This is a genomic window from Streptomyces sp. XY006, from assembly GCF_002237655.1.
Classification (GTDB): domain Bacteria; phylum Actinomycetota; class Actinomycetes; order Streptomycetales; family Streptomycetaceae; genus Streptomyces; species Streptomyces levis.
This window is the reverse complement of record NZ_NOKT01000029.1, coordinates 81,318-98,838: the sequence shown is the minus strand read 5'-3', so window position 1 is coordinate 98,838 and position 17,521 is coordinate 81,318. Positions and strand designations below refer to the sequence as shown.

General features: G+C 66.8%; 18 protein-coding genes. All 18 read right to left on the bottom strand.

Annotation, left to right across the window (positions count from 1 at the left end):
* Positions 1-27: 27 nt before the first annotated feature.
* The 18 genes from CHR28_RS29245 to CHR28_RS38575 all read right to left on the bottom strand — a co-directional run bounded on the left by CHR28_RS29245 (position 28) and on the right by CHR28_RS38575 (position 17,394).
* A complete protein-coding gene (locus CHR28_RS29245; protein WP_143655923.1) occupies positions 28-1,197 on the bottom strand; it encodes a hypothetical protein in 1,170 nt (389 codons plus the stop codon).
* Positions 1,198-1,359: 162 nt separating this feature from the next.
* Complete coding sequence (locus CHR28_RS29240; protein ID WP_256984477.1) at positions 1,360-2,013, bottom strand: hypothetical protein; 654 nt, start codon at positions 2,011-2,013, stop codon at positions 1,360-1,362.
* Positions 2,010-3,176, bottom strand: coding sequence for a WXG100 family type VII secretion target (locus tag CHR28_RS29235; protein WP_094056700.1), 1,167 nt, complete (start codon positions 3,174-3,176; stop codon positions 2,010-2,012). The genes CHR28_RS29240 and CHR28_RS29235 overlap by 4 nt, the downstream gene beginning before the upstream one ends.
* A complete protein-coding gene (locus tag CHR28_RS29230; RefSeq protein WP_094056699.1) occupies positions 3,173-3,472 on the bottom strand; it encodes a hypothetical protein in 300 nt (99 codons plus the stop codon). Before CHR28_RS29230 ends, CHR28_RS29235 begins: the two co-directional genes overlap by 4 nt.
* 387 nt (positions 3,473-3,859) lie before the next feature.
* Positions 3,860-4,450 (bottom strand): hypothetical protein, encoded by a 591-nt coding sequence (locus CHR28_RS29225; RefSeq protein WP_094056698.1) that lies wholly within the window; start codon positions 4,448-4,450, stop codon positions 3,860-3,862.
* Complete coding sequence (locus tag CHR28_RS29220; RefSeq protein ID WP_143655921.1) at positions 4,447-5,079, bottom strand: hypothetical protein; 633 nt, start codon at positions 5,077-5,079, stop codon at positions 4,447-4,449. The genes CHR28_RS29225 and CHR28_RS29220 overlap by 4 nt, the downstream gene beginning before the upstream one ends.
* The gene (locus CHR28_RS29215) at positions 5,072-5,404 is read right to left on the bottom strand and encodes a hypothetical protein (RefSeq protein ID WP_143655919.1); all 333 of its coding nucleotides are present in this window, start codon (positions 5,402-5,404) and stop codon (positions 5,072-5,074) included. The genes CHR28_RS29220 and CHR28_RS29215 overlap by 8 nt, the downstream gene beginning before the upstream one ends.
* Positions 5,405-5,489: 85 nt before the next feature.
* Positions 5,490-6,842 (bottom strand): hypothetical protein, encoded by a 1,353-nt coding sequence (locus tag CHR28_RS29210; protein ID WP_094056695.1) that lies wholly within the window; start codon positions 6,840-6,842, stop codon positions 5,490-5,492.
* Positions 6,839-7,144: a WXG100 family type VII secretion target gene (locus CHR28_RS37560; RefSeq protein WP_143655917.1), complete on the bottom strand. Its 306-nt coding sequence runs from the start codon at positions 7,142-7,144 to the stop codon at positions 6,839-6,841. The genes CHR28_RS29210 and CHR28_RS37560 overlap by 4 nt, the downstream gene beginning before the upstream one ends.
* A 356-nt stretch (positions 7,145-7,500) precedes the next feature.
* The gene (locus CHR28_RS29205; protein ID WP_256984476.1) at positions 7,501-8,484 is read right to left on the bottom strand and encodes a hypothetical protein; all 984 of its coding nucleotides are present in this window, start codon (positions 8,482-8,484) and stop codon (positions 7,501-7,503) included.
* Positions 8,485-8,582: 98 nt separating this feature from the next.
* Positions 8,583-9,254, bottom strand: coding sequence for a hypothetical protein (locus tag CHR28_RS29200; protein ID WP_094056693.1), 672 nt, complete (start codon positions 9,252-9,254; stop codon positions 8,583-8,585).
* Positions 9,255-9,398: 144 nt separating this feature from the next.
* Positions 9,399-10,040, bottom strand: a complete 642-nt coding sequence (locus CHR28_RS29195; protein ID WP_094056692.1) for a hypothetical protein — start codon at positions 10,038-10,040, stop codon at positions 9,399-9,401.
* Positions 10,041-10,260: 220 nt separating this feature from the next.
* Complete coding sequence (locus CHR28_RS29190) at positions 10,261-10,923, bottom strand: hypothetical protein (protein WP_094056691.1); 663 nt, start codon at positions 10,921-10,923, stop codon at positions 10,261-10,263.
* 209 nt (positions 10,924-11,132) lie between these two features.
* Positions 11,133-12,047 (bottom strand): hypothetical protein, encoded by a 915-nt coding sequence (locus CHR28_RS29185; RefSeq protein WP_373453397.1) that lies wholly within the window; start codon positions 12,045-12,047, stop codon positions 11,133-11,135.
* Between the two features lie 46 nt (positions 12,048-12,093).
* On the bottom strand, positions 12,094-13,104 hold the full coding sequence (locus CHR28_RS29180) for a hypothetical protein (RefSeq protein ID WP_094056690.1): 1,011 nt from the start codon (positions 13,102-13,104) through the stop codon (positions 12,094-12,096).
* Between the two features lie 29 nt (positions 13,105-13,133).
* A complete protein-coding gene (locus CHR28_RS29175) occupies positions 13,134-13,790 on the bottom strand; it encodes a hypothetical protein (protein WP_256984474.1) in 657 nt (218 codons plus the stop codon).
* Positions 13,791-14,045: 255 nt separating this feature from the next.
* On the bottom strand, positions 14,046-14,723 hold the full coding sequence (locus CHR28_RS29170) for a hypothetical protein (RefSeq protein WP_094056689.1): 678 nt from the start codon (positions 14,721-14,723) through the stop codon (positions 14,046-14,048).
* A gap of 328 nt (positions 14,724-15,051) precedes the next feature.
* The gene (locus tag CHR28_RS38575; protein WP_256984473.1) at positions 15,052-17,394 is read right to left on the bottom strand and encodes a hypothetical protein; all 2,343 of its coding nucleotides are present in this window, start codon (positions 17,392-17,394) and stop codon (positions 15,052-15,054) included.
* Between the last annotated feature and the right edge of the window lie 127 nt (positions 17,395-17,521).

The window sequence follows — 17,521 nt, the reverse complement described above, 5'->3', positions numbered from 1 at the left end:
TGCACCGCACGGCCCTGCGGCATGCCGTCAGCCGGTCGTCACGGGGACGCCGGCCGCGGAAAGCGCGTCAGCGATGGCCCTGGCATCGGGAGATCGGAATTCGATCGCCTCTCCCGACCGGAGCAGCACGTCCACTGAGGGCGGAAGCCAGGCCACCCCACTGCCCATCAGGACCGCGCCCTCTACTTCGGCGAGCGGAAGATTGAGGACGGCCCCGTCCGCCCCGCGGGCGCGCAGATCGCCTGCCTCGACCGCCAGCACCCCGGTCCGCGAGGGGCCCTGGTCCCAAGCGGCGGAGACGGTCCCGGCGGGCCCGCCGTCCGGCTCGCCCAGACCGAAGCGCACCGGGTGCGACGCCGCTCCGCCGGAAAAGGCCGAGGCGAGGGAACGCGCGGTGCTGTCGAGTTCGGCCCGCTCCCGGCGGCGCATGCGTACGACCTTGGGCAAGCCCAGCACAATGACCAGCAACGCCAGCAGACCGGCCACGGCCAGACCAGCGGCGTCGTGAGGGCGGGCGACGGCGAAGACCACGGTGACGAGAGCAGCCGGGGCAAAGAGGGCCGTGTAGAGCAGAGCCGGATGGATCTGGAAGCCGGACAGGGAGGTCGTCGCCGATAGGGCGCCGGTCGACGCCGTCTGCGCCAGCCGGGTGCGATGCAGCTCTCTCCGGCGCGCCCGTGCCCTGACTACCCGCTCCCGTTCGGACCAGCCGTAGCGTCCGGCGTACTTGCTGATCGTGCTCCAGGCGAAGAGACCTGCGACGACCAGACAGGGCAGCAACCCGAGCACAGAGGGGTCGGACATGTCGGCGAGGACGACGGTGGCCAGGATGAGCGACAGGACGAGCGCAAGAGCCGCGTAGAAGAAGCGGCCGTGCGGATACCCCTCCGCTCCATAGCGGGCGGGGAAGTCCGAGTCGGGTCCACGATCCACCGCAGCCCACTGCCGCAGCAACTCGAAGCGCTTGGTCGACCGCTTGCGCAGGGCACCAAGGACGATCAGCGCCGGAACGGCCACGACGGCCAGAAGCACGACGCCGAGGACGACGGTCACGGCGACGTCGGTGGAGTCGTTCGCCTCGGATTCCGCGGCGTCGATCACCATCGCGGGGACCAGTCCGGCGACAAGAGTCACCGCTCCCGCGCACAGGAGGAAGACGAGGGCACGCGAGCGGGCGAGGTCCTCGCGGATCAGCACAGCCAGCGCCTGCCCCTGGTCCCGCAGACGCGAGCCACGGTCCGGCCAGCTGTCCGGTGCCCCCGGGGGGTCAGGTAGGGGCGCCGCCCGCAAGAACGAGGCGCGGGCCGGAGGGTGACCGTCGTTCGTGTTCGTCGTCATGTCCGTTCCTGTGTCGTCAGCTCATTCACCCGGGGTTCGGGAGGTGAATACCGAGTGGCCGGCGATGACCGCGACCAGGCCGGCCAGCTCTCGCACTTGGTCGGGATCCAGACTCGTCCCGATGACGAGGAGTCCTTTACCACCGTCTGCAGGACAGGTAAGCACTCCGGCCAGACCGGTTCGCAACTCGGTGCCGACCTCGCCCTCCCAGTCGCGCGGGACTGCTACCGAGGGCTGGGAGATGAAGCCGAAGCCCAATCCCATGTCGGTGGGGAATCTCTCGACGTATGCCATCTTGTCGGCGAATCGCTGGTCGAATACCTGGGCCAGGAGCTCGCCGAGGTCCATCTCGTCCGGGCGCTCAGGCACGGCGACGACACCGCCGTAGACCTGCCAGGCGGCCTGTGTACCGGTACTCGGCAGCGGAGCTGTGATCACCCCGTACATCAGTACACCGTCTGCGAGGAACCTGTCGTAGCAGTAAAGGAGGCCGTCAGTGAATTCCTGTCTACGTTGCTCGGGTGTGTTCGGGTAGGTGAGACGGACGAGTTCGGCGCACCGTGCCCGGGTGGCCTCTCTGTCGGTTCCGTCGGCCATGAGATCGAACCAGTCCGGCGGGACGAAGAAACTCACCTCGCCGGGGGTGATGCTCGCGGGATCGATCGTGGTGCTCAATTGGTGACCTTCGGCTTTTCTGTGAGAGGACCGAAGTCCCAGGAGAAGATCTTGCCCAGCGTCTCGACGCTGTCACCGCTGCCTTCAGCCGTCATGACGTTCCCGGTCCACGTGGTGAAGTACTGTCCGGTTCGCCAGATGAATTCGCTGTGGCCCATGGCGTAGGTGCTTCCGGCCAGTTGAAAGTAGCCCATGGGCAGCTCTTTGGCCGGCCCTACGAGTTGAGGCACCATCCGGGTGGGCGCTCCGGAGGCCTTTGCTGCGGCGAGAATCCCTTCGCCGACCTTGGCGCCCACCTTGCCCAAGCCGAATCCGACGGCATCCATGATGACGTCCTTCGTCAGCAATGCCTTGCCGAAGCTTCCGGTCGTGCCCACCGCAGAAAGGTAGTGGGCGCCGAGAGCGACTCCGGCGAGGACAAGTGAAGCAGCGCCGAGGAACTGGAGTCCGGGAACGAGCGCGAGCAGTCCGGTCACCGCGCTGAGCAGCCCGGCGATGTCCCCGATGAGGTCGAGCAGTGGCGCCAGTTTTCCGAGGACTTCGATCGCTTGATCGTGAAGCCAGGCCGCTGCGTCGGCGATGGCATCGAGCGCTTTGCTGATACTCTCGCCGAGCTTTTCCCAGAACCCTGGCTCGTTCGGCGCGATGTCGATGGCCTTCTGCAAACGCTTCGCGGCGTTGCGGCCCTCTTCCTCATAGTCATGGTGAAGCGTGCGGGCACGCTTGCGGACTTCTTCGACGGGGTCCGCGTCGTCGCCACCGGAGCCGGTCGGCTTCTTCTTCTCCGCCTCCGGCCCGTCCTTGTCCTTGGACTTGTCGGCCGCGGCCTTTGCTTCAGCGGCTTCCCGTTCGAGACTGCGGGCCTTCTTCTGCTTGTCCTCCATGTAGTCGGACCAGCCTTGGATGACGCGCTTCGCCTTGTCGAACGAATCGTAGGCGTCCTCGACCTTCGGCCGGAAGTCGTCGTCAAGCAGTTCCCGGAACGCGATCGCGGCTTTTCCGCGCCAGTCTCCGTCCGCTGCGCCCTTGAGGACACGCTTGATCTCGCCCAGGGCGTCCGCGGTATGCCGAATCGAATCAGCTACCTTGTCTACAGCTACATGGTCCCCGGGGCAAGGGACGAAGCCCAGCACTGGGAAGTCGTCGACGGTCGGTGCACTCACTTCTTCTTTGCCGCCTTCGAGAGCTCCTTGGCAAGGTCCAGATCGAGCTGATCGAAAGCCTTCTCAATCGTGTCGAGGGTTTTGGCGGCCCCCTTGGAGAACTTACGCAGTTGCTTGATCCCGTAGGACCATTCGTCGCCGAACTCCTCCATGCGGCGTTCCAGGTCGGACGCCCCCATGGCCTTGGCGTCGATGTCCGCCATCGCGTGGATCGGCTTGGCGAAGAGCTCGTCGATGTCTCTGAGGTTGTGGCGTACCCGGTTCAGCATCTCGCCGTCGATGTACAAGTCGCTCATGGAGTCCCCGTGCAATGAAGTCGTGTCTGCCGCAGGCGGCCGGATCAGGACTCGGTCCTGGCGGCCCGCCGCGAGGTACGCCGGACGGGAAGCCTGCCGACGAGTTCACCGAAGGCCGCCTCGTGGGCGGAGTCGCCGGCCCTCGTCGGCGCGCCAGCAACGCGCAAAGAGTTGCACTTCAAGCCGCGCTCTCCTTCCGACGGTGGGCCTACGGAAGGTAGACGCTATCGGTGATGCTGCTGCTTTCGCCATTGCGAACTGCCGCGCGAAGGTGGCTATCTGGGGCGTTGCTGGGCATAAGGCGCCTGCCCGAAGCCGGAAGCTTTCCCTGATGTTGACCCGTCGGGACGTCAGGTGTCACGCCGGGCATGTGCCGGGGCCGTCCGGTCAATCGGCTTTCTGAACCTCGTTGATCCACAGGGTGTGGGTGAACTCGTCCACACTGTCCGCGTACGCCGCCATACGGCCGGGGTCGTTCCACACCATGTAGAGGCACAGGTCCAAGCCGGACTGCTCCACGCGCCAGCCGTAGCGGACCGTGACCATGAGCTGGTCGTCCACCGTGGCCCAGTAGCGGGTGGAGCGGAGGCCCTCGCCGAGGCGTTCCGTGGTGAACGTGTCCACCTCCACGGGGCGGACTACGTTCCCGGCGTCGGCCTGGACGATCTGGCGCAGGGTGGCGTCGCGGTCGCCCTCGCTCTCGGCCAGGAGGAGGAACGCCGGAACCGGCAGTTCGTCGGGGTACGGGATGAACAAGAAGGCCTGGTCCGCCGGGGTCAGCTTCGAGAAGTCCGCGACGAACGCGGACAGGAGCTCGCGGAGGCCTTTGATCCTGCGGCGCCTGGGTTTCTCCTCATGCGCGTGCAGGACCGCGAGGGCGCAGAGCTCCGCCCATTCCTCCCGCTCGCCCTCGCTGCTCCAGCGCATATGGGTCGGAAACCACTGGAGTGTCTCCGAGTCCGTGTCCACAAACTTCATGAATGGCTCCAGCGGAACGTCGTCATCACGGCGTCGAAGAGGTCGACCAGGAGCTCCGCCATCTCGCCGTCCGGCCTGCCGTCCGCGATGGTGCTGAAGGAGATCGTCAGCCACTTGGGCGGGGCCGAGTCCGGGATCTGGAGGAGGTATTCGACGCGCCGGGAGGCGAACTCGACGTCCCTGGCGATGTCGGGCTGTGCCACGCCGTCCACACGGAATCCGGTCGCCCCGTCGATGGTGATCTCCTCACTCTGCGAGGCATCCGGGCGCAGGGAGCTCAGTACCAGACCGGCGTCCAGGCCGACCGCCGGAACGGTGAGTGGCTCGGAGACGATGAAGGAGGCCGGGAGAGCCATGCCGTCCACCCGCTCGACCGGCAGGTGGAGGTCCATGGCGCGCGATTCGCGGGCCTGCCGGGCGACTCTCTTGAGCCGCTTGATGAGTTCCATGCGCGCCTTGGCGAGGTCGTCCCTGGGGATGTCGTCCGGAAGCTCGTCAACGGAACGGTCGACGATGCGCTTGATCGCCTCGCTCGTCCCCTCCCGCAGCGGGATCATGTCCCAGCCTGGTGGCTGAACGAGGTTGTAGCCGGTGGGCGCTGCGGCCGTGGTGTCGATTGTCTCAGGCACGTCGAGCCTTTCCCCAGATCGCGGAGCACAACACGAGAACCGGCGTCACGAGCGCCCCGAAAACGCCCACCCAGTAACCGGTGACGATCGCAGGCAGGACCAGCATGAAGGAAATGGCCATCGCGTGGGTCAGGCCGGCGGGGCGGCTTTCCGGCCGCGGGTTCTGGAGGAAGAGAACCAGCAGACACACGATGGCGGCCGAGACGACGCCCCGCTGGAGCCAGACCCACGCAGGGCCCAGTGACTTGGGGATGAGGAAAGCGCCACCGACGTAGACGAAAAGGTAGACAAAAGGCACGATGCTACACAGACGGGCCAGTGCCACGGCCCCACCGCCCAGTCGGTCGACGAGGGAGCCCGAAGTGTTCCCCTGCGATGTCATGCGACTTTCACACTCCCTGTGCCGGCACTCACCACGTGGAGCCGATCGGCGCTTTCCATGTGTTTTCTTTCCAGTCGTTGTAGCCGTCGCTGGACCACTTGTCGGGGAGAACTCCGTCCGTTCCCTTGGACGCCGCACTCCAGGCGTCGCTCTGGCCGAAGACCTTGTCCGTGGCGTCGGCGCCGGCTCCAGCGTAGATGGCGGCCATGGAAATGCCGTACCCGGCCCGAGCCTTCGCGGTGTTCCCTACGGCCGCGTCCGGGAAGGCGGTCTTGTTCTTGGCGAACTGGGAGGCATGGGCGGCGAGCTCGTCGTCCCCGAGGTGCGCCCACTTGGACGCTGCGCTCGGCTGAGGGAGTTCCTTGGTCACGAGCCCCGCTTCGCCTGAGATCTTCTTCCGCGTGTAGGTGAGCAGGTCTTTGTAGAATTTCTTCGCGCCCTCGTCCCCAGTATTGGCGATGGCCCTCTGGAGCGAGTTCATCATCGACTTGTGCGCGGCCAGACCGGTCTTGAGGCGGGAGGTGCGGGAGGCGACGGCGGCGGTCTTCGTCGCGGCGTTGGCGCCCTTCAACATGGTGAGGCCGGCTCGTCCGGCGCCCATGGTCAGCAGGCCGATCGAGTCCATCGCCACCTCCATCCAGGACGCCTCGCCGGCTGCCGCGAGGAGCGCTCGCGCGCCGAGGATGATGCCGCCGAGTGCGAGGGCCAGGACGTTCAGACCGGGAATGAACAGTGCGACGACGCCAATGATCGTCGCTGCCCAGCCCAGGGCGTCCAACACGACTTTGATCGTGTCGATGTTGTCGTGGATCCAGCCCTTGAAGTCGTCCCAGAGGCTGTCCTCGATGGCGTCGTCCAACTGGTCGCGGATCTTGCCGGCGTGGTGGCGGGCGCGCTCGTCACGGTCGCCCTTGATGCGTTCGAGCTGGTCCCGGTAGTCCTGAAGCGGGTCGCTCTTCGTCCCACTGGGCGAAGGGCTGGGTTTGGAATCGTCGCCGGAATCCTTCTTGGCCTTATCCGCTTCGAGGTTCTCCTGCTCCCTCTTCGCGTTGGCCAGAACCTTGTCGGCCTCGGTCTGGAGGTCCTCCAGATCGTTGGCCCAGTTGGTCAGGTGGCCGTGGACCCGCTCGTAACGGTCCGCCACTTGGCCGAGACGCTTCTCGAGATCGTCGGCTTCGTCCTTGAGCTTGGTGGCGCACTTCCCCTTGAGCTCGTTGTCGTTGCCGATCCCACGCAGCATCTTCGTCTGTTCGCGGAGCGAACTCGCGACCGATTTCATGTGCCGGACCTCGCGGCGGATCTCCTCCGGGTCCCCCGGTACGGGATCGGAGTCGGCGAGGGGGTGCCAGTCGCGCGGGCGGGCCTTGGAAGGGGTCGTCACTTCTTCTTCCTTGCCTTCCGCAGCTCATCGGCCAGCTGCTTGTCCGCACCGGTGAAGCCGTCGATCGTCGACTTCACCAGCCCGCTCACCCCTTCGAGGTTCTCAAGCAGTTTGCTGCGGTGATCGTCCCAGTTGTCGACGAACTCTCCCATGGCGTCTGCTATTTCACCGCTGCCCCAATAGGGGTTCATGTCGTCTTTTCGGTTGTTCAGGTTCTTGAGCTCTTTGTGAATGCTCTTGAGTCTGGATTCCGACTTCACGAGGAGATCGACGTTGACTATCAGGTCGGAGTCGCCTGCCATGCGATGTTCAGTCCTCTCGCTTCTCGCGCGGATGCCGCGTGACGGCCATCTGCCGGGTTTGTGAGCATTCGCGGCGCCAAGGCGGAGGCTTGGACGACGGGACCGGCGCGGTGGCGATGGCGGGAAGGGACTGGCGGTTCAAAACGGCTCCCCCGTGAGGCAAAGGCTCAGTCAAACGCCCAAACGCTATCGCTGGGGTCGCTGGTTTCGCCAGGGCGAACTGCTCGCGGAACATAGGCAATCAGGACGTGAGGACCCGTCTCACCACAAGGGCGGGACGGGCCTGACGGGCATGTGCAGAGGTTCGGTGTTGCTGCCGTGAAGGGATCCCCACAGGTAGGGCCGGGTGTGCCGGATCAGCGGTTGACGGACTGGATCTCCTGGACGGTGACTGCTTGTTCGTTGCCGAATGTGCCGTTCGGGAGGTCGCCGCCTGTGCCGCCCGTGCCTGTCCAGGCGATGTCCCAGGTGATGGTGGCCTGCAGCTTGAACGTGCCGTTGCCGGAGGAGCGGAGGTACTTGAGGCCGCAGGGCGGGGTCTGGTCGGCCTTGCCCTTGGCGTACGGCTCGCCGATGGAGCCGTCGGCGTTGATGACGCACTCGCCGGAGGCGGGGTAGGTCTCGGCGTCCTCGGTGCCGGGCTGCAGTTTGAGGGAGACCGGCTTGGCGGTGGTGGTGGCCTGAATGTTGAAGCCGGGGACGTTGATGGCCGCGGTTGCCTGGACCTCGTCGAAGACGGCCTTGTCGAGCCAGGCCCACGTCGGCAGGTTCACCTTGGTCTCCGCCTCGGGCGCGAGGGTGACCTTCGTGTCCGGCAGCTCCATGTGCTGGTACGCGAGGGCGGCGAGCATCTCGGGCTTGATGGCCTCCTCGTAGCGGGCCGGTGGTGCCTCGCCGTTCTCCACCCAGAAGGGCAGGTCGGTGCACGAGGTCCGCTTGAGGTAGTCCGGCTCGTTCGGATTCTCGACGCCGGCCCAGAACATGCCCTTGCCGTCGTTCTCGACGTTGTAGTCCTTGTAGCCGGGGCTTCCGTCCCAGCCGAACTCGTCCTCGTAGTGACGCTTGGTCTGGCCCAGCGCCGAACCCGCGGTTCCACCCATGCCGGGTGTGCTCAGCTGGCGCTCGAGGTCCTCGGACATCTTCTTCTTGAAGTCCTTGGCGCCCAAGTACGGGGCGTACCAGCAGGGTGGCGGCGTCCAGTTGAGGTCCGTGGATGCCACGTTCCCGGTGCTGCCGTCTTTGGTGACGGATCCGGAGTACTGGATGCGGGCGGCGGCGTAGATGCCGGTGTTGTCTTTGCCGCCTTCTTGTTCCCTGCCGGCGCCCTGGTCGTTCGGCATTGGCTCCTCAGCATGCGCCGGTCCCGTGAGGCTGAGAGTGCCGAAGGTCAGCGTCAGGATGAGTGCGCTTGCGCGGAAGGCGGTACGCGTTGCCCCGCTCACTGGCACTTCGCCACCTTGGTCTCGACGAACACCTTGGAAGCCTGCCAGAGAGCGTCGCTCGTAGGGACCTTGACCATGATGATCTTGAAGTAGTCGAAGTCTGAGATGCTGGGCTTGCTCTTCAAGACCTTTCCGGTCTTGATCTCCTTGCCGTAGAACTTGCTCGAGTCCACGCAGAACGCGACTTCTACCGACTTGCCGTTCGGGGCCGAGCGCGTGGTGGCCTGGTAGTGGCGCCGGGTGCCGGTGGCCGTCCAGCCGCCGTCGATTCGGCCGTCGATCTGTGTCTTTGCGTAGTGCAGACCGCCGGCTGTGGAGTAGGCGGTCACGGCCGCGTCATTGGATGTGCGCTTGTGCACGCCCCGGTAGATCGCCCGGACGAAGTTCGCGGCGTCATCCATCGCAGCCGCCTCGTTCGGGTCCTTCGGCTTCTGCCAGTCGAAGACGAGGTTCATGTCCTTCGGCAGGGACAAGTCCACGCCGTCCGGCTTGTCGCCGGCCTCGGCCGCTGACGGGTCGGCGGACTCCCTCGGCGTCTTAGCCCCCTGGTCGGCTCCTGCGATCTTGTCGTTGGCGGCCGACTTGTCGTCCCCGCTGCCGCAGGCCGTCAGCAGCAGTGCCGCCACTGTCGACAGGGTGGCGAGGACGGGCAGGGTGCGGCGCTTCACTGAGGCTCCCGTGAAAGATGAGGGTTCGGTACGAGCACTGAGAGTAGTGGTGAGCTTTTTCGATTCTGCAGAGCCACCGCCCAACCGGGCGGGAGCCGGCCGAGCTGCGACCCGCTCAAGCGGGGCGTTGCCAGGCGAGGTCGGTCAATGGGCCTTGTCGGGGAGCCGAAGCGTCCGGGCGAAGTCGTCCACGGCCTCCATTGCCGCTGCCATGACTTCGGGGTCGTCGTGGTGTGCGCGGAGGCATACGTCGGGGCGGCCGGGCGGGGTGTGCCAGTGGTAGGTCACCGACGTCATCACGCGGGTGCTGTCCGCCGGGTAAGAGCGGGTGACCCGGATGCCGTCCCCGCCAAGATGGGGGGAGGGAAAGGGAATGCGGCTGGTGCGTTGCTGCCACTCGGGGATGTCCTGGTGAAGCTCGGTCGTCGCACTGAATCCCTCACAAGAGGCCGTGTCGGGGGCGTCGCAGTGGATGCGGGTGGCGTGCACGACCAGGGGCATGTAGGTGAGTGGAACGGGGTGGTAGATGAACGCCTCGTCGGCTTGGAGCTTGTCCCGCAGGATGACGATTGTCTGCTCGTAGAAGGTCTTGTGGAAGCGGCGGAGCTTTCGAGTGAGTTCGATGTCCTGAAAGGCCGCCAGGCCGATCAGGTGCTGATCCAGCCATTCCTTGAAGGTTCGTCTGTCGATCTGGAGATGGAGATAGCCCCATAGGCGCGGGTCGGCATCTGTGTCGATGTGGAGCGGGGCGCCGAGGTCGGTGCTCCAGAGGGTGCCATCTGACATGGGTGGTCTCTTTCGCCGAGGCGTGGGCAATGGGGGCGGGTCCTCAGGAGTGGCTCCAGGGGAGGGTGCTCATGACGGCGTCGAACAGCTCCCCGGGTGTCGTAGAAGGCGAGGCCCGAGCCGGCCCTGATCAGCGTGCTGTAGGAGAAGGTGAGGTTGCCGTCGGGCCTAAATCAGGTCGGCACCGCGAGCACAACGGCGACCGTGACGATGCAACGAGTCAGGACGCGCACGTCCTGCCCCCTCGCTTGGACAGCACCTCCGTGGTCTGCCAGACCCCGTCGCTGTTCTTCTTGAGCTGAGTGCTGTACGTGACGTACGGACTCTCGTCGGAGGGTGTCTTGTCCACCTTCCCGGTCTTGCGGTTCTTGTTGTAAGCCTTGCTCTCGTCGGCGCAGTAGACGACGGCAGCCGTGTCACTGTCCGCGACCTTGACGTTCGGGTCGAAGTAGCGCGTGACACCCGTCCACGTGAGGTCCTCGTCCAGCCAGGCCTGGACCCACTTCTGAGCGCTCACGAGCGCTTTGCCCTGGCGGTAGTAGGCGAGTATCGACGAGTTGGTGTCGCCGCGGACGATCGCATCGTCCACCGCGTTCACCGTCTGCGCCACGTCGGACAGCACCGCGTCCTCGGTCCGATCACCTGTTTTCCAGCCTTCGAACCTGTTCTCCACCCCCTTGGGGAGGGCGATATCGGGCCTGTTGGTGGGGCCGGATGCGCCAGCACTCGGGGAGACCGACGTGGTCGCGCCGCCCGCATGGGGGCGGCCTGTGGTCTCGTCTTTGCTCTTCGAGTTGTCGTCCCCGCTGCCGCAGGCCGTCAACAGCAGCAGCGAGGCCGTCGCCATTAGTGCGGCGGCAACGGACAATGGGCGGCGCTTCACAGTGGCTCCCGGTGTAGAAAAGATGCAGTGTCGATCCGGCAGTGGTCGCGGGAGGATCGTCGGCCACTCACGCCGACGGTTCCCAAGACGAACGGGACCGGGCAAGGTGCCAGTTCGTTCCATGTCCCGGCCAGATGGGCCGAGCCGGAGTGGGGCGGCTTACTCAAGTGGCCTTACTAGTGGCACCGCTCCAGGGAAGGCGGCCCCTTCTATCGACACTGCTCCGCCTTCGCCTCGACGAAGACCTTGGACGCCTGCCATAGCCCGGCAGCAGTCGCAGACTTGACCATCACGATTTTGTAGTAGCCGAAATCCTTCAGACGCGGTTCGGTCTTCAGGACCTTGCCCGTCTTGATCTCCTTGCCGTAGAACTTGCTGGTGTCTGCGCAAAACGCGACCTCCACCGACTTGCCGTTCGGGACGGACCGCGTGGTGGCGTCGTAGTGCCGACGGGTGCCGGTCGCCGTCCAGCCGCCCTTCATCCACTCACCGATCTGGACCTGCGCGTAGTGAAGTCCGCCTCCGGTGGCGTACGTGGTGACGGCCGCGTCCTTGGTGGAACGTTGGTCGACGCCGCGATAGATGGCGCGGAGGAAGTTGGCGGCGTCATCCATAGCAGCAGCCTCGTTCGCGTTGTGTGACTTACTCCAGTCGAAGACGAGGTTCATGTCCTTGGGCAGGGACACGTCTACGCCGTCGGGCTTGTCCCCGGACTGTGCGGCTGACGATTCGGCGGGCCTCTTGGGCATCCCAGCGCTCTGGCTGGTGTCGGCGACCTTGTCCGTGTCGGTCGACTCCTCGTGCCCGCTACCGCAGGCCGTCAACAGCAGTGCTCCCGTCGCGACCAGGACGATGGCGGGCGATGCGGGGCGCTTCACGGTAGCGATGGTGGCTTTGAACAGATTCCGCATGGTGTTGATGTGGCTGAGCAGGCTTCCGCGGTGGTCGTTCCAGTTGTTGACGAACTCGTCCATGGCGCCCGTGACGTCACCCCTGCCCCAGTTCTTGCGCATGTCATCGCGATGATTGCCCATGCTCTTGAGGTCCTTCTTGGTTCTCTTGGGTCGGGACTCCGACTCCACCAGAAGGTCGACATTCACCTTGATGTCTGCGTCGTTCGCCACGCTTACTTCTCCGGCAGGCTCGTGAGTCTGTGCTGATGGACAGTTATCAGCGGTTGACGGACTGGATCTCCTGGACGGTGACTGCTTGTTCGTTGCCGAACGTGCCGTTCGGGAGGTCGCCGCCCGTGCCGTCCGTGCCTGTCCAGGCGATGTCCCAGGTGATGGTGGCCTGCAGCTTGAACGTGCCGTTGCCGGAGGAGCGGAGGTACTTGAGGCCGCAGGGCGGGGTCTGGTCGGCCTTGCCCTTGGCGTACGGCTCGCCGATGGAGCCGTCGGCGTTGATGACGCACTCGCCGGAGGCGGGGTAGGTCTCGGCGTCCTCGGTGCCCGGTTGGAGCTTGAGGGACACCGGCTTGGCGGTGGTCGTCGCCTGGATGTTCACGCCTCCAGCAGCCAGTGACGCGGTCACCGAGACCTCTTTGAATGTGGCTTTGTCCAGCCATGCCCAGGTAGGGAGGTTGACCTTGGTTGCCGCTTCAGGGGCAAGGCTGACCTCCGTCGAGGGCAACTCAATGCGGTTGTAGGCGAGTTCCGCGAGCACTTGCGGGGTCACAGCGTTGGGGACCTCGGGGGTGTCGCCCGTCTCCACCCAGAACGGGTCCCTGTCGCAGACCTGGGCCTCCGGGTCCATCCACCTGTCCTCGTCGCGGACGGCTACCCACCAACTGCCTTCGTCTGCCTTGTCGAGGTTGTAGTTCTTGTAGGTTCCGTCCTTGTAGCGGTTGCGGAACTGGCCGACAGACGCCTTGGCGTAGCTGTGCTGACCCGGGGTGTTGATGGTCTCGGTGTAACTGTCCTCGACGTACTTGGAGAACTCCTGGGCCGTGCGCGGCTCGTACCAGCACGCCGGCGGGCTCCAGTCACCCACTGGTGTGACCTGCCGGGACCCACCGCCGCTGCTGCCGACCGTGCTGCCGGTGAAGCGAACCACCGAAGTCAGGTACTTGCCTGAACGGTTGCCGCTCGTCTCAGCCGCCCTGTCACCCCCCTGGGTGCGGCCATCCCCCCGTGATGCGAAAGCGGAACCCGAGGTCACGGCCAGTACCGCAGCCGTCATTCCGGCCAGGAGCAAGGTTGTCCGTGACGTCACGGAGTGCACTTCGCGCTCCCCCTGTCCGAAAGGAGGCTCGTGGTCTGCCAGATGCCTTGCGCTGTCCTCTGTACGCGGGTGTTGTACGCCACGTAAGAGTCCTTGCTTACAGGGTTCTTCTCGGCCTTGTTGCTCTTGCGCTCCTTGTCGAATGCCTTGCTCTCGTCGGCGCAGTAGGCGAGGGCGGCAGTGTCCTTGTCGACCATCAGGAGGTCCGGGTTGTAGAAGCGCACGGTCCCGGTGATCGACTTACCGTCATTGACGTACCCCTGTACCCATTCGGCCGCGTCGGCGAGGGCTTCGCCCTTGTAATAGAACTCCAGGGCTTCGGAGTCCGGGTTCCCCGCAACGATGGCGGCGTCGGTCGCGTTGATCCGTTCCTTGACGTCCGTCAGGAGCGCATCCTTGGCCGCGTCTCCGGTCTTCCATGTCTCAAAGACGTTGTTCACATCGCTCGGTAGCGTGATCGTCGGGCGCTTGGCCGCACCCGAGGCGCTGGGGCTCGGTGGATGCGTGTCGTTCGTGTCGTCCTGATCTGCACCCGAGATCTTGTCGGCGCCCTTCGACGAGTCGGTGCTGCTGCCGCAGCCCGCCAGGAGCAGGGCAGCGACCGCGGCGAGTGCGGCAGCGGCGGGCAGAGGACTGCGATTCAAGATGACTCCCCGTGAGACAAAGGCTCAGTCAAGTGGTCCGAAGGTATCGGTGAGGTTCTCGGTTTCGCCAGAGCGAACTTCCCGCAAAACACGGCCAAAGCGGGGTGTATCGAGCGTGGTGTGATCTACGTTGTGTCCTGATCGCGCGCCACACTGCTCGGCCGGGGCCGACTGCTTGCCGGCGCCCTGGGGCAGTCTCGCGCGACGGCGTTTGCTGTCGCGTCGGTCGCCGTCGCCTTTCCGATGCTGCGGCGCTTACTGGCACTGCGCCGCCTTTGTCTTAACGAAGACCTTGGATGCCTGCCACAGGTCCTTGCCCGCGGGGACCTTGGCCATGACGATCTTGTAGTGATCGAAGTCCTCGAGGCTGGGCTCGGTTCGGAGGATTCTCTGAGACTTGATCTCCTTGCCGTAGAACTTCTGCGAGTCAGCGCAGAACGCCACCTCCACCGACTTGCCGTTCGGCGTGGACCGGGTGGTCACGTCGTAGTGGCGCAGCGTTCCGGTGGCGGTCCAGCCGCCGTCGATCCAGGCGTTGATCTGCGTGTTCGCGTAGTGCAGCCCATCGCCGGTGGCGTACGTCGCGACGGCCGCGTCCTCGGTCGTGCGCTTGTCGACGCCACGGTAGATCGCACGGAAAAAGTTCGCGGCGTCATCCATCGCAGCCGCTTCGTTCCCGTCCTTCGGCCTGTCCCAGTCGAAGACAAGGTTCATGTCCTTGGGCAGGGAGACGTCCACGCCCTCCGGCTTGGCCTCGGTCTGGGCCGCCGCCGACGGCTTCGTGGACTCCTTCGGCGTCTGTGCGCCGCCCCGTTCCACGCCGGCGGTCTTGTGGTTGTCGCCGGGCTTGTCGTCCCCGCTGCCGCAGGCCGTCAACAGCAGGGCCGCCGTCGCTGTCAGTGTGACGACGGCGGGCAAGGTGCGGCGCTTCACAGTGGCTCCCCGTGAGCAGACAGACGTGCAGTACGAGCACTGACGTTATCGGTGTGGTTTTCGGTTTCACCACCGCGAACTTCGGAGTGAACAGGATCAAGCCGGTAGGTATGGGGCCTCGCATGGAGTCGGCCATGTCGGGCTCCTGCCGAGACCGGGTCGGAGCCTCCGTAGGGACTATTCGCTACTGCGGTGCCTGGTAGCTCCCCTGTGCGGACCCCGAGGGCAGCGCGCTCTCGTGAACCCGCTCGATGGCGGCGTCAGCGAGCCGTATCCGCTCGGCACCCACTGCAGCAGTGCCGCCAGGGCAGTGGTGGCGCGTTTGACGTCAGTGGACACCGGTCGTCTCCCTCACCTTGTCGACGAGCCGGGCGATGCCCCTGGGCACGGCGGTCAGCGGGCCGTCGGTGGCGTCGTAGTAGGGGACGCGGCCGCCGCCGGACGGGGCGGGCAGTCTCAGCAGCCGGGGCGGGATGCCGAGGGGGTCGGCGATCGCGGTGTCGCGGCACAGCTCGCAGACGGGCAGCAGGCGTCGGCTCGTGTCCTCGGCGGAGACCCGGACGTGGGAGAGCCGTACGCCGCGTCCGTGCAGGGGGTTGACGCCGCAGCACAGCTCGCTGTCGTCGCCGGTGAGCGCGGCACGGCCGGCCCGCGCCAGCACGATCACGGTGACCAGGGTCGCCGGATCCGTCCCGGGCCGGCGGGCACGGCCGGGGTCGCCGTCGAGGAGGAGCAGCGCGGCGTCGAGGCGGTCCCAGGCGCGGGGCTCGCCGTCGCGCTCGGTGAACTCCCGGGTGAGGGCGCTGATCTCGGCGTACGCGGTGCGCCGGAGGTAGGACGCCGACGGTTCCGTCGGTGCCGTGAGGGGCAGGTGCGGGGTCGGTTCCGTCGCCGGGCGCCGCCGGCGCAGTACGAGCGCCGCGATCCCGGCCAGCACGGCGGAGAGCAGGAAGGCCGTGAAGGCGCCGACCAGCAGACCCGGCCAGAAGTCGGTGGCGAACAGCGGGGGCAGGGCGTTGTCCTCGGCGGGGCTGGGGGCCGGTGCGGGGGAGGGGCCCTCGACCGGCCGGTCCGTGCGCGGTGTCCGGTCGAGGAAGGTCATCAGCGCGTCGAGGCGTTCGCCGAGGAGGTGGTCGTCGGACTCGTCCGCCCTGCTGTCGCCGAGCGTGATGTCGTCCGGCAGGTCGAAGAGCAGCCGGTCGCCGTCCAGGCGCAGGCCGTGGTTGTACGCGTCGATCGTGCCGTCGCCCGGGTCCGCGACGACGTACACCCCGGGCTCGCCGACCTTGGCGTGCACCGCGGCGGCGAACAGCTCGGTGTCGCCGGCCGACTCGTTCTCGGACGACTGCGGCACGAGCGCGACGTACACCGGGCCGCCGCCGTCGGAGCGCCGGAAGTCGTCGATCCGCTGGTGCAGGCGGTCCAGCCGGCGGGCGTCGAGGACGCGTGGACTCTCCGGGTCCGTGTAGACGGGGTCCTGCCGCAGGCCCGCCGCGACGCGTTCGGCCCGGGCGGACATCTCGGCCGGGGCGGGCGGCCGTACCCCGCTGGACGCGGTCTGGTCGAAGACGGCGGTGGCGGTGAGGGCCACCGCGGCGGCGGCGAGTGCGGCCGCGGCGACGACGGCGACGACGCGGACGACGGGGGACGGGGACGGCCTCCGGCGTGCCGCGGACGGCATCCGGCGCGCCGTGGGGACCGGCCTCCAGCGTGCCGCGGACGGCATCCGGCGCGTCGTGGGGTCCGGCTCACGGCCAGCCGTGGCGTCCGATGCCTGGCCTGCCGTGGGGTCCGTGGCGTCCGATGCCTGGCCTGCCGTGGGGTCCGGCTCACGGCGTGCCGTGGGGTCCGGTGCCTGGCCTGCCGTGGGGTCCGGCTTCTGGTGTGCCGTGGCGTCCGATGCCCGGCCTGCCCTGGGGTCCGGCTTTCGGGTGGCTCCCGCGTAACGGCGGCGCAGGCGGCGTCCGTACGCCGCCAGCAGCAGGATCAGCAGAGGTACGCCCGAGAGCAGGATCCCCGTGAGGAAGGACTGGTTGCGGCGGTCGGACGGACCGATGTACATCGCTTCGGGCTCGTCGTGCTCGTACTTCGCGCGAGCCGCCTCCGCCCGGGCTGCGGCCTTCTCCGGACCCTGGGCGACGACCTCCGCGAACCGCTCGAAGCTCAGCAGCGGGCCCGCGTCGTAGGGGAGTTCGTAGAGCTGGGCGCTCCAGGCGTCGTCGGCCGGGGCGCGCACCCCGAAGGCCGTGGCGTCCGTCACGCCGTGGTCGTCGACGAGCACGTACAGCCCGTCCCGTCCCAGCCGGTCGTGGACCGCCCCGAGCAGCTCCTTGCCGTCCCGGACGCTCTCGGCGGGCAGCACCAGGACGTAGGTCGGGACGCCGGTCCTCTCGGCGAGCCGCGCGAACTCGGGGGCCGTGGAGCGCGGGACGGCGCGCGGCAGTTGGTCCGTGACGTAGACCGGCTGTTCGCGCAGGCGGTCGGCGAGATAGGCCGCCTGGGTCGGGGCGGCGGGGGTCTCGGCCCGGGCGGGGGTGGCGGTTGCGAAGAACGCTGTCAGCGCGCAGAGGGCCAGGCAGAGGGCCGGCAGAAGCCGCAGGGCGCGGCCGCGGCCGGTGCTCGCCGGCGGTATCCGCCCTGCGTGCGCGTGGTTCGACGTGACTGCTTCCACCGGTGAGCCCCCCGCGGTCCGATCGCTGTCCGCGCGGCACTCTACTAAGGGCTTCGCGAGTGCTACAGGTCGGCTGTGGCCCAACCGGCCCCGGCTGGAACAGGTTTGGCGCTCCGGGGCGATACGG

Excerpts from the sequence above, each read along its gene's own strand:
- CHR28_RS29230 (WP_094056699.1), bottom strand. The coding sequence starts at position 3,472 with ATGAGCGACTTGTACATCGACGGCGAGATGCTGAACCGGGTACGCCAC.
- CHR28_RS29225 (WP_094056698.1), bottom strand. The coding sequence starts at position 4,450 with ATGAAGTTTGTGGACACGGACTCGGAGACACTCCAGTGGTTTCCGACC.
- CHR28_RS37560 (WP_143655917.1), bottom strand. The coding sequence starts at position 7,144 with ATGGCAGGCGACTCCGACCTGATAGTCAACGTCGATCTCCTCGTGAAG.
- CHR28_RS29205 (WP_256984476.1), bottom strand. The coding sequence starts at position 8,484 with ATGCCGAACGACCAGGGCGCCGGCAGGGAACAAGAAGGCGGCAAAGAC.
- CHR28_RS29195 (WP_094056692.1), bottom strand. The coding sequence starts at position 10,040 with ATGTCAGATGGCACCCTCTGGAGCACCGACCTCGGCGCCCCGCTCCAC.
- CHR28_RS29180 (WP_094056690.1), bottom strand. The coding sequence starts at position 13,104 with ATGACGGCTGCGGTACTGGCCGTGACCTCGGGTTCCGCTTTCGCATCA.